The organism is Microbacterium halophytorum, assembly GCF_002970975.1.
Lineage (GTDB): Bacteria > Actinomycetota > Actinomycetes > Actinomycetales > Microbacteriaceae > Microbacterium > Microbacterium halophytorum.
Genome location: NZ_PNFA01000014.1, coordinates 103,456 through 114,081, shown reverse-complemented (window position 1 = coordinate 114,081; position 10,626 = coordinate 103,456). Strand labels below are relative to the sequence as shown.

Genomic DNA, 10,626 nt, shown 5'->3' with positions numbered 1-10,626 from the left:
ACCGATGACGACCTCGCCCGAGCACAACACCTGTTGAACACACGCGCTCGGAAGACCCTCGACTACTGGACCCCGAGTGAGAAGCTACGAGAAGCAATAGGCGTTGCACTCGAAACTTGAACCCGCCCGCCCGCAGAGCACGGATGTTGCGACGGGGGCGGCTGGCGCGGGCTCAGGCCTCGTCGCGGTCGAGGCCCCGGATGATCCGGAGCGCACCGGTGTCGGCGACGAGCTCGCCGGAGCGGGCCGCCTCCTCGACGCGGTGCGCGGCCGCGTGCCGATGGTCGGGCTCAATGCGGCGGGGGCGGTAGACGACGAGCGAGTGGAACACGAAGCGCGCCAGGAACGCGACGGCGAGCGTGATGGCGGTCGCGACAGGGCTCGAGATGCCCCAGGTCTCGACCATGAGCGCCATCACCGGGATGCGGATGGCCGCCTCAACGTTGTTGAAGGCGAACGACGTCGCGAAGCGGCGCCAGAAGCCCGCTGCGGCGGCGCGCATGTCGTGGAAGACGAAGCGCTCCTGCAGCAGGAAGTTGCCGATGATCGTGACCTCGGCGGCGATCACGGCGGCCACGATGTATTCGACGCCGATCGCCGTGAGCGCCCACACGATCGCGACGTTCAGCACGGCGCCGAACGCTCCGACGGCGGCGAACACCGACATCTTGCCGAATCGGAGCCGTGCGAGCTGGCCGAGGAAGTGCAGGCCCTGGCGGGCGTCGGCCTTCGAGGCGCCTGCGCCGCGGGGCGCGAACGCGAGCGGCACCTCCGCGACGCGCAGTTCGGAGCGCACGAGCACTTCGAGCAGGATCTTGAAGCCGTCCGGCCGCAGCGCATCGAGCGCGACCCTGCGGCGGTCGACGAGGAAGAACCCCGTCATGGGGTCGGTGACGTCGCGCATCCGGACGGGGAACATCGCCTTCGTCACGGCGGTCGACGCTCGAGAGACCCACACCCGGGCGCGGGAGGCGAGCCCGGCGCTGTGGCCGCCGCCGGTGTAGCGCGATGCGATGACGGCATCCACGTCGCCGCTGTCATAGCGGTCGAGCAGCACCGGCAGCGTCGACGGCGGGTGCTGCAGGTCGCCATCCATCACGATGCACACGTCGTGCGCCGCGGCGCGGAGGCCTGCGACGACCGCACCGCCGAGCCCGCCCGTGCGCTCGGCGGCCGTGCGATGCAGCACGCGCACCGGAAGCGACGCGTCCGCGGCGATCCGGGCCACCTCATCCGGGGTGCCGTCGTCGCTGTCGTCGACGAAGAGGATCTCGGCCTCTCGACCGGACAGGGCGTCGGCGACCCGCGCCACGAGTTCGGCGACGTTCCCCCGCTCGTTGCGGGTCGGCACGATGACCGTCGCCCCTGTCTGCACCCGCCAATCGTGCCATGCCGGGCCGAGCGGGCGCCTCAGAGAGCCGGATGCGCGGCGCGCACAGCGCTCCCGGGCCAGCGCACGGCGCCCGCCCCTGTTCGCGCGATTACCCTGGAACCATGACCGATTCGCAGATCCGCATGTTCGGCGCCGAGTGGTGCCGCGACTGCCGCCGCACCAAGGCCCAGCTCGACGAGCTCGGCGTCGCCTACGACTACATCGACCTCGAGGCCGAGCCGGCCGCGGCCGACGTCGCCAAGCAGATCTCGGGCCGCACCCAGATCCCCGTCGTCGTCTACCCCGACTCGACGCACCACGTCGAGCCGAGCAACGCCGACGTCGCGACGAAGCTCAAGGAGCTCTCGCTCATCTGATCTGTGAGGGAAGGCCGTCGGCCGGTGGATGCGAGGCATCCACCGGCCGACGGCCTTTCTGCGGGCGGAGCGCATCGTGCGATCGCCTCCCCCGCACCGTTTTTCACGGCACAATGAGTAGCACGAGGAAGGGAGCCACCGTGGCCGACACAGCTGAGACCAGCCCGCTGAACCTGCCGCACGAGGCCGCCGACTGCCCGAAGTGCTTCGAGGAGCTCCAGCGCGACCGCGACTGGTGGCAGGCGAAGCCGGACGGCGCGCGCCTCGTCGGCCTCGTCGTCGCGCGCGCCGACCTGCCGTCCGTCGTCGAACAGCGCTCGCAGCTGACGCGCTTCGGGGTGCCGATCGAGGGCTTCCGCCACCCCGCGCCCGACATCCTGGAGTCGTGGGAGACCCGCCTCGGCCGCCTCTTCGACACGCTCGCCCCTGGCGACGTTCTCGTCGTCGCAGACCTCCGCGCGCTCGGCAGCGACACCGCCGAAGGCGCCCGCACCGTGGCCGCCCTGCGCAAGCACGGCATCATGGTGAAGGTGCTGGGCCACAAGGCCCGCCACCTCGCGACCGCCTGAACCGAAGCGCTCCCGCGTCAGTCCGCGCAGGTCGTCGCGGCGGGCGATGCCACACCGTCAGCGCGCACGAGATACACCTCGATGCACGTCGGATGCCGTGCGTCCACTGTCACGGAGGTCTCGCGGGTGTCCGCGAAGCTGATCTGCCCACCGGGGACGTCGATGCCCCACTGGTAAGTGTCGCCCTCCTGCGGGTCAGGGTTCGACCACGAGAACGTCACCTCGTCGCCGTGCGCGCGCGCCTCGAGGTCGCCGACCGCCGGCGGCGTCTCCGCGATCGGATCCTTCGGCTCGCTCGTGGGGCCGGGGTCATCCGGCTCCTGGTCGCCGAGCAGAGCCGGCAGGCCGAACGCCGCGCCGACGGCGAGCGCGGCGACGACGATGCCGCCGCCGACGAACCACGGCCAGCGGCGCGCCCCCTCCGCCGTGCCGCCGGATGCGGGCGCGGGCAGCGCATCCGGCGGGAGCGTCGCGTCGGAGACGCCGGATGAGCCGGCGGGCGCCGGTGCGAATTCGGGGCGGTACCCGCTCGACGGCGACCACGCGGCGGGGGCCGCGCCGACCATGGGCGCGGGTTCGCGCCGGCCCGGCTGGGGCGCGACGGCGCCGGGCCCGCGCAGCACCGTCGGCGACTCGTCGACGGCGCTCGGCACCGCCTCGGTCGCCGCGGAGGGCCGCGTGCCGTCATCGACGGGGTCGATGCTCGTGATGTTGCGGACCCGCGTGAGGCCGTCCTCGTCGTCGTCGATGCCGTCGGCGGGCGAATCGTCGAGGATGTCGATCGGCGTGACCGAGTGCTCGAGCTCGATCTGCACCTTCTGCAGCGCGCGGGCGAACGCCACGGCCGAGCGGTAGCGGTCCTCCGGTCGCTTCGCCATCGCCTTCGCGAGCGCCGCTTCGAGCGACGCGGGCACGTCGGGCCGGCCGATGCGCGGCAGCGCCATGCGCTCGGCCCTGTCGATCAGTTCGGCGCTCGAGTTGCGCTGCCCGGGGAGCTCGAACGGCGCGCGCCCCGCCAGCAGCGTGTACACGGTCGCGCCCAACTGATAGACGTCGGTCTCGCGGCCGCCGCGCGGCGGGTTCGCGAAGGACTCCGGAGGGGACCACGGGATCGACATTCCGGCCGCGGCCTCCGCCGAGTCGGCGTGCGCCGCGATGCCGAAGTCGGTGAGCGCTGGCCGGTTGTACTCGGTGACCAGGATGTTCGCCGGCTTGATGTCGCGGTGCAGCACGTCCATCCGGTGCGCCGTCTCGACCGCCGCGATCACGGGGATCGCCGTGTGCAGCGTCTCGGCGACCGAGAACGGCGCGCGCCGGTACCGCACCTGCAGATTGGGCCGCGGGCAGTGCTCCATCACGATGTACGGGCGGTGGTCGGCGCTCATGCCCGCCTGCAGGATCGTGACGATCGCCGGATGGGTCGACAGCATCGCCATCGTGTTCGCCTCGCTGGCGAACTGCTGCCCGGCCGACTCGAGCCGGTCGGGCAGCAGCACCTTCACCGCGACGCGGCGCTTGGGCAGCTGCTGTTCGTACAGGAACACGTCGGCGAAGCCGCCGGAACCCAGCAGCTCGAGGTACTCGAAGCCCGGCAGCTCGGGCGGTGGGGCCGGCGGGCGCCGGCTCACGGCAGCCCCTGGAACGAGACCGTGATCCCCTCGCCCAGGTCGAGCGTGTCCCCCTCGATCAACAGGGTGCGCTCGCCGGGGTGCAGGCGGTGCGCCTCGCCGTCGCGGTGCAGCAGCGTGCCGTTGGTGGAGTTCAGGTCGGTCGCGATCGCCGCGTCGTCCTCGATCTTGATCTCGAGGTGGTTGCGCGAGATGTCGTGCATGGGGCTCTCGACCGTGACCAGGTGCGGCACGTCCTCCCCGACCGAGCGGACGGAGCGGGGGCGGCGCCCGATCAGCACGGGCCGGTCGAGCCTCGCCTCGGTCCCATTCGACAGGACGACGCGCGGCACGATCGTGCCAGCGGCAGCCTCCTCGGCGCTGATCGCGGGCGCCATCGGCGCCGAGATCGCCTCCGTGTTCCCGAAGCGGTCGGCGCCGTCCGTCGTGACCGGCAGGTCGCCGGTCTCGCCGAAGAGCTCGGCGATCTCATCGGGCAGCTTCGTCTGCCCGTCGTGGTCGCCGAGGGCCTCGGCCCGGATGTCGTCGACCTCTCCCGGCAGCCGGGTCTCGCCGTCGTGGTCACCGAGGGGCTTGCCGCCCGCGGGCGGCTCCGCGCGCTCGGCCGCCACCTCGCCCGGGAGCATCGTGGCGCCGTCGTGATCGCCCAGCACGGCGGCCGCGATCGGCACGGTGGGCGTCGGCTCCGCCGCGTTCGGCTCCTTCATGAGCGGGTCGGCCTGCCTCTCGGCCGCGGCGCCGTCGTCGTCGGTCGGCGCCGGATGACCGGCCGCCGGCGCACCAGCCGCTGCGAGCCCGGCGCCGGCGGCGACACCCGCCGCACCGATCACGACCGCTCCGGGGAGCCCGGCCGCATGCTCTTCAGCCTCCTCGGTGGGCTCCGCCCCGTCCGGCGCCCCCGCACCGGCGGGCACCGAGGCGCCGCCCGGCTCGGCCACCGCTTCGGCGGCGTCGGCCCTCGCGTCGGCGCCCGTCTCGCTGCTCGCCACCACGGGGACGGCTCCGTCGTCATCCGGCTCGATCACGAGTTCGAAGGCGGCCGCGCGCACGACCCCCGTCTCCAGGGGCAGCCACGGCTTCTTCGCGCCCCACACGAGCTGCGCAGACACGCGCAGTTCGCCGGCGCCGTCGTCCGAGGCCACCGTGTTCAGCGCCAGCGCGCCGTCGGCGACCGAACCGTCGGAGCCGATGACCGCATGCTGATCGAACACGGCGAGCGCCGCGTCGAGATCGCCTTCGCCCGTGAGGGCGGCCCACACGCCGCCGATCCCCGCGGCCCCGGCGGTCGAGGGCAGGACCACGGCGCGACCGCCCGCGACGAGCAGGTGGACGGTGCCTGGTGTGTAGCGTGCGCGCATCATCGCGCCACCGCCTCTCTCGGTTTGGTGTCGGAGTCTTCCTCGTCGCGCGCCCCGCCGCGCACCATCAGCGCATCGACGACGACGGCCGTGATGTTGTCGCGGCCGCCGCGTTCGAGTGCCTCGCCGACGAGCGTGCGCGCCGCCGCCTCGGGGTCCGGCACCGCGCGCAGGATCTCGCCGATGCGCTCCGGCCGCAGCTCGTTCGACAGGCCGTCGGTGCACAGCAGCAGGCGGTCGCCGACCGACGCCGGCAGCATCCAGTAGTCGGCATCGGCGTCGCTGCCGGCGCCCATCGCCCTCGTGATCACGTTGCGCCGGTTGTCACGCCTGGCCTGCTCCGGCGTGATGCGCCCGCTGTCGACGAGCTCCTGCACCACGGAGTGGTCGACGCTGACCTGCTCGAGGCCGGCCGCGGCCATCCGGTACACCCGCGAGTCGCCGAGGTTGATCGCGAGCCAATAGCCCGCGCCGTCGACCTCGGTGATGAGGGCTCCGGCGAACGTCGTGCCCGCCCCGTTCTCGCGGTCGCGCGAGATCTCGTCGACCGTCTCGCGCGCGCGGAGGAACACGTCGCGCGCGTCGTCGACGGTCACGGACGCCCTCCCGACGAGTTCGGAGAAGATGTGCACGGCCGCGGCCGAGGCGATCTCGCCGGCGTCGTGGCCTCCCATGCCGTCGGCCACCATGAAGACGGGCGCGGACGCGAGGAACGCATCCTCGTTCAGCCGGCGCCTCGCGCCGACGTCGGTCGCGGCTCCGGCGACGGTCGTGATGGGGGCCGTCATGCGGTCGCCTCCTGGAAGGTCGCGATCCGGTCACCCATCTCGAGGGCGTCGCCCGCCCGCAGCGGCGTGGGCACGCCCGGCTCGGCGATGATCCGCTCGCCCGCGCGCACGATCGTCACCCCGTTCGTCGAATGACGGTCGATCAGCCGAGCCTCGCCTCCCGCGAGCTCGATCTCGAAGTGCGTCTTCGACAGCGACAGCGTCTCGTCGCGCACCGCGACGACCGTCGCGCCGTCCTCGTCGTTGGGGTTGCGCCCCACCACGACGCGGCCCGCGAGCGCGAGCTCCTCACCGTCGTCCCAGACGAGGCGGGGGTCGGCCGCCTCGCCGTCGACGACCGTGTCGTACGAGGCCGCGGCGGCGCGCTGCTCGCTCGAAGGCTCCGGATGCTCGTCAGCCGCCGCCTGCGCGGGCGCCGGTTCCGAGAGCGCGGCGGGCCCGGCCGGCTCCGCGGGGGCTTCCGCGTCTGCGGGCTCCTCCCGCGCCGGTTCGGCGGTGGCCGCGGCCGGAACCGGCCCCGCGGGAGGCGCGGGTTCCACCGGTGGGACGACGGCCGCCGCGCCCCCTGCGTACGCCGCCGCTCCCGCCGCCGGGCCCGACTGCGCTTCCGGCGCCGCCGCCTCCGGCGGGTCCTGGGTGACGCCCGGTACGAAGCTGATCGGCCCGGCCGACTGCGCGGGCCCGGCGGGGCCGGGCACAGCGCCGAACGGCGTCGGCTCACCCGCCGGAGGGGGGCCGGGCACGGCGGGCTCCGCACCGGCGCTGGCGCGCGGCGGCGCGACCGGGGCCGGCGGTGCGCTCGGGTCGTCGGGGCCGCCGAGGGGCGCGGCCGCGCCGAGCGCATACGGGTCGACGGGGACCTGCGCGTGCGCCGCGAACGGCCGCGGGGCGCCCTGCGGGTCCTGCCCCGGCTGCTGGGGGGTGCTCATCTCACGTCTTCCCTTCGTGATGCGGCGGCCCGCTCGCGCAGCGAACGCGCCCACATCGACAGTTTCGAGCCCTGTGTCAGCGATGCGATGCTGATGCGGGCCTTCATCCGCTTCCAGAATGATGCCTTGCCTGCCATCTCGTCGACCACCTCGTCGACCTGCTTCCAATAATCCGCTATCTCGGCGCGCCCCGGGTCGCCGGGCCCGAAGACGCTGGCGTCAGCGCGCACCGCGAGCTGCCCGACCCGCGGCTCCTCGAGGGCGCCGCCCACGAGGGCGGCCTCCTCCTGCCTGGTGCGGCCGACGGGCGCGCGCACGCCGTAGTCGGTCGCGCGATCCATCAGCTCCTCCCAGCCGCCGGCGATCCTGTCGGCCGGCTGTTCGGCCCTGAGCCGTCTGCGGCGCTTGGCACCCTTCAGCAGCGCGATGAGCGCGAACGGTGCGATCAGGATCAGGAGCGAGCCGAAGCCGATGCCCGCGATCGTCAGGACGAGCCAGAACACGCCCCAACCGGGGTCCGCTTCGTCCTCCTGCTCCTCCTCATCCGGGATCAGCGGGGGCAGGTCGGCCGGCTCCTGCGGCGGGGACGGCGGCTGCACGACCTGGGGCTTCGGGTCGGGCTTGGGCTGGGTCGTCTCCTGCTGCGGCTCCTGGTCCTCCGGCGGCGTCGGGTCGAACGGCAGCCAGCCGTACCCCTCGAAGGCCACTTCCACCCAGGCGTGCAGGTTGTCGCCCGTCGCGACGAAGTCCTCGCCGGCGGCGGGCGGCTCCTCGCCCGGCGCGACGATCTGGTCATGGAAGCCCATCACGACGCGGGCCGGGATGCCGACCTCGCGCGCCATCAGCGCCATCGCGACCGCGTACTGCTCGTCATCGCCGACCATCTGCTCGTTCTCGAACAACGTCTGCATGCGCCGCGCGCCGTGGCCGGGAAGCGAGTACGCCTCGCCCTCGAGGCCGTGGCTGAAGAAGCCGTACTCGCTCAGCTGCGATTCGATCGCGCGCACGCGCTCGATCGGCGTCTCGGCTTCGGCGATCGTGTCCGCGGCGAACGCCGCGACTCCTTCCGGCACGGTGCCGATCTCCGGGAGCGCGACGTCGGCGAACTCCGCATCGGCGAGCGTCGAATCCTTCGGCACGGCGGCGTTGACGGCATGCACCGTGTACGCATCGCCCTCGCGCAGCCCCGCTTGGGCGAGGGCGGCGCCGGTGTCGGAGTTGTAGTACGCCGAGCGCCGCAGCTCCTCCCCGCGCTCGCCGGCGAACTCGATGCGATCGACCGTGCCGGCATCCGGCAGCCACACGTCGGAGTAGGCGTCGATCGTGATGTCGAGCGCGACGTCGTCGCCCGTCGCGTCGGGCGCCATGTCGGTGCGCAGGTGGTCGAAGCTGCTCGAGTCCTCCGCGACGTCGTAGACGATCCCGTTGTATGCGTCCATGACCCCGAGCCGGATGCGCACGTCGCCCGGGAGCCCACCCGCCACCGTGAAGAGGGCCTCGTCCTTGAAATCGCGCACGTAGAGCCGGTACGACTGCAGCGGGCTCGCGTACTCGTGGATGTCGAACGGCGGAGTGATGTACTCCCGGATGACGTCGCGCGTCAGGTTCCCCGGCACCACCGCGTTCGCGGCGACGCCGACGCCCGCAGCGAGGACGAGCACGACGCCTCCCGCCGCGAGCCGGCGCCGGCCCGCTCCGCGCGACGCGTCGGAGCCGCCCGCGACCGAGACGGCGTTGTGCGCGGGGGCCCAGGCCTCGCGCAGCGCCAGCCACGCGATCACGATGACGACGAGCGCGATGCCCTGGAGGAGGGGGAAGGACTCCTCGAACGTGCCCATCGCGATCTCGACGGCGAGCATCGCGCCCAGCGGGATGAGCGCCCACGCGGCGCGGGCCAGCCGCAGAGCGAGGCTCGCGCTGACGACCGTACCGACGAGCGTCACGATGAGCACGACGATCGCATGGCCGTCCGCGAGGGCGACGGGGGTGACCGATGTCAGCAGCGACTTCCAGCCGGTGACGGCGCGGACCGCGAGCAGCCGGAGCGTCTCGAGCGTGGGCACGACCCCCGCGATCGTGGTCGAGGGCAGGGCGAGGGCTCCGCCGACGAGGAAGTAGGCGCCGACGGTGAGGCCGGCCAGGCTCAGGACGCCGAGCCGGAAGCGCGCGCCGAGCGCCGCGATCCCCAGGCCGAGCACGAGCGCGCCGAGCCCCGCCGCCAGGTACGCCGGGCCCGTGAACGTCGGCGCCCAGCCGATGAGCGTGATGCAGGCGACGAGGGCCACTGCGGTGAGATCGAGCGCCCAGCGGCGCGGTGAGATGGTCACGCGAGCACCCGCCTCACGGTCGCGGGGAGGTCATCGAGCGAACCGACCGTGACGACGTCGGCCTCGCCGATGCGCTGCAGCTCCGGCTCGGCCCCGGCGCGCGCGACGACGACGAGGCAGCGCACGCCGTGCGGGACGCGGGCGACGGCCTCGCGCAGTTGGGCCGTCGTGGCGCGCCCGCCGCACACGAGCACGACGACGCTCGCGAGCGGCAGGTCGGCGCTGATGTCGGCGCCGAGCTCGGCGATGCCGCCCTCGCGCGGGCGGGACTGCTCGACGCCCGAGAGAGCGTCGAGCAGGCGCCGGGAGTTCTGGGGCGCCATGTCGTCGCCCGGCGTCCGCAGGTCGACGGCGAAGGAGTCGGACAGCGCGCGCAGGCCGACCGAGCCGACGGACGAGACGGCGAGCTCGAACTCCTCCGGTTCCGAGTACTCCCCCGCCGCGGTCGACAGCCCGAGCACGAAGTGCGAACGCCGGGTCTGCTCGTATGTGCGCACCATGAGCGTGCCCGTGCGCGCGGTCGAGCGCCAGTGCACGTGGCGCAGGTCGTCGCCCGGCCGGTACTCCGTGAGCGCGTGGAACGAGATGTCGTCCGGAGCGATCGCCGTCGACGTGAGGCCCTCGAGGTCTCGGACGAAGCCGAGCGACTGGCCCAGGATCGGGGTCGTCCGCGGGTGCACGTACAGATCGACGGGCTCGTGGTGCGAGTCGGCCCTCTCGAACAGCCCGAACGGATCGCCGCGCACAATCGAGACGGGGCCGACCGTGAGCACCTGGCGGCGGTGCGTCGGGATCGTGAACAGCTCCTCGGTCTCGTCGCCGGGCGCCATCCGGGAGATCCCGAACACGCCGCGCCCGCCGCCGACGGGCAGCACGACGCGCGAGGGCAGGATGGCCCGGTCGCCCGTGTTCCGCAGCACGAGCGCCCCGTGCGCGCGTTCGCCGACGACCACGCGGCTGCGGGTCAGGTCGAGCCGGACCTCGTACGTGCTGCGCCCGATCAGGAAGAGGGCGCTCAGCGCCAGCACGGCCGTGAGCGCAGCGGCGGCGATGAGGATCTCCCGCCACCCGAACCACACGGCGGCGACCCAGCACGCCGCGGTCGCGCCGATGACGACCCAGCCGAGCGGGCGGACGACGGCGGCGACGCGGCGGCCCAGCGCGCCCGCGACCCTCAGCGCGTGCAGCGCGACGCCGCCCCACCCCGCGAGGTCGGGCGCGCTCGAGCGCGCCGCCCTCTCCGGCGGCGCGCTCTGCGCGAACTGGTCCGTCGTCATC

The 10,626-nt window shown here is 73.6% G+C and carries 9 protein-coding genes; 2 read left to right on the top strand and 7 right to left on the bottom strand.

Translation table 11 applies throughout. From position 1 onward, the window contains the following. Positions 1-172: 172 nt before the first annotated feature. Positions 173-1,375, bottom strand: a complete 1,203-nt coding sequence (locus C0010_RS13160) for a glycosyltransferase (protein ID WP_174150378.1) — start codon at positions 1,373-1,375, stop codon at positions 173-175. A 119-nt stretch (positions 1,376-1,494) separates the two neighbouring features. Here C0010_RS13160 and C0010_RS13155 point away from each other — a divergent pair, with 119 nt between their 5' ends. Together C0010_RS13155 and C0010_RS13150 are read left to right on the top strand one after the other, a co-directional pair. Continuing rightward, positions 1,495-1,749 (top strand): glutaredoxin family protein, encoded by a 255-nt coding sequence (locus tag C0010_RS13155; protein ID WP_105567542.1) that lies wholly within the window; start codon positions 1,495-1,497, stop codon positions 1,747-1,749. A gap of 113 nt (positions 1,750-1,862) precedes the next feature. Beyond that, complete coding sequence (locus C0010_RS13150) at positions 1,863-2,318, top strand: recombinase family protein (RefSeq protein ID WP_105567541.1); 456 nt, start codon at positions 1,863-1,865, stop codon at positions 2,316-2,318. Between the two features lie 17 nt (positions 2,319-2,335). Here C0010_RS13150 and C0010_RS13145 read toward each other — a convergent pair whose 3' ends face one another. Genes C0010_RS13145 through C0010_RS13120 form a run of 6 tightly spaced genes read right to left on the bottom strand, consistent with a single transcriptional unit; the run spans position 2,336 to position 10,625 of the window. Next, a complete protein-coding gene (locus C0010_RS13145) occupies positions 2,336-3,946 on the bottom strand; it encodes a serine/threonine-protein kinase (RefSeq protein WP_105567540.1) in 1,611 nt (536 codons plus the stop codon). After that, the gene (locus C0010_RS15335; protein ID WP_232531959.1) at positions 3,943-5,307 is read right to left on the bottom strand and encodes an FHA domain-containing protein; all 1,365 of its coding nucleotides are present in this window, start codon (positions 5,305-5,307) and stop codon (positions 3,943-3,945) included. The genes C0010_RS13145 and C0010_RS15335 overlap by 4 nt, the downstream gene beginning before the upstream one ends. Further along, positions 5,304-6,092, bottom strand: coding sequence for a PP2C family protein-serine/threonine phosphatase (locus C0010_RS13135; protein ID WP_105567539.1), 789 nt, complete (start codon positions 6,090-6,092; stop codon positions 5,304-5,306). The genes C0010_RS15335 and C0010_RS13135 overlap by 4 nt, the downstream gene beginning before the upstream one ends. Then, the gene (locus tag C0010_RS15380) at positions 6,089-7,021 is read right to left on the bottom strand and encodes an FHA domain-containing protein (RefSeq protein WP_105567538.1); all 933 of its coding nucleotides are present in this window, start codon (positions 7,019-7,021) and stop codon (positions 6,089-6,091) included. Before C0010_RS15380 ends, C0010_RS13135 begins: the two co-directional genes overlap by 4 nt. Next, positions 7,018-9,348 (bottom strand): transglutaminase-like domain-containing protein, encoded by a 2,331-nt coding sequence (locus tag C0010_RS13125; protein ID WP_105567537.1) that lies wholly within the window; start codon positions 9,346-9,348, stop codon positions 7,018-7,020. Before C0010_RS13125 ends, C0010_RS15380 begins: the two co-directional genes overlap by 4 nt. After that, positions 9,345-10,625, bottom strand: a complete 1,281-nt coding sequence (locus C0010_RS13120) for a DUF58 domain-containing protein (protein ID WP_105567536.1) — start codon at positions 10,623-10,625, stop codon at positions 9,345-9,347. The genes C0010_RS13125 and C0010_RS13120 overlap by 4 nt, the downstream gene beginning before the upstream one ends. Position 10,626: the final 1 nt, after the last annotated feature.

Excerpts from the sequence above, each read along its gene's own strand:
- C0010_RS13150 (WP_105567541.1), top strand. The coding sequence starts at position 1,863 with ATGAGTAGCACGAGGAAGGGAGCCACCGTGGCCGACACAGCTGAGACC.
- C0010_RS13120 (WP_105567536.1), bottom strand. The coding sequence starts at position 10,625 with ATGACGACGGACCAGTTCGCGCAGAGCGCGCCGCCGGAGAGGGCGGCG.
- C0010_RS15335 (WP_232531959.1), bottom strand. The coding sequence starts at position 5,307 with ATGATGCGCGCACGCTACACACCAGGCACCGTCCACCTGCTCGTCGCG.
- C0010_RS15380 (WP_105567538.1), bottom strand. The coding sequence starts at position 7,021 with ATGAGCACCCCCCAGCAGCCGGGGCAGGACCCGCAGGGCGCCCCGCGG.
- C0010_RS13135 (WP_105567539.1), bottom strand. The coding sequence starts at position 6,092 with ATGACGGCCCCCATCACGACCGTCGCCGGAGCCGCGACCGACGTCGGC.
- C0010_RS13155 (WP_105567542.1), top strand. The coding sequence starts at position 1,495 with ATGACCGATTCGCAGATCCGCATGTTCGGCGCCGAGTGGTGCCGCGAC.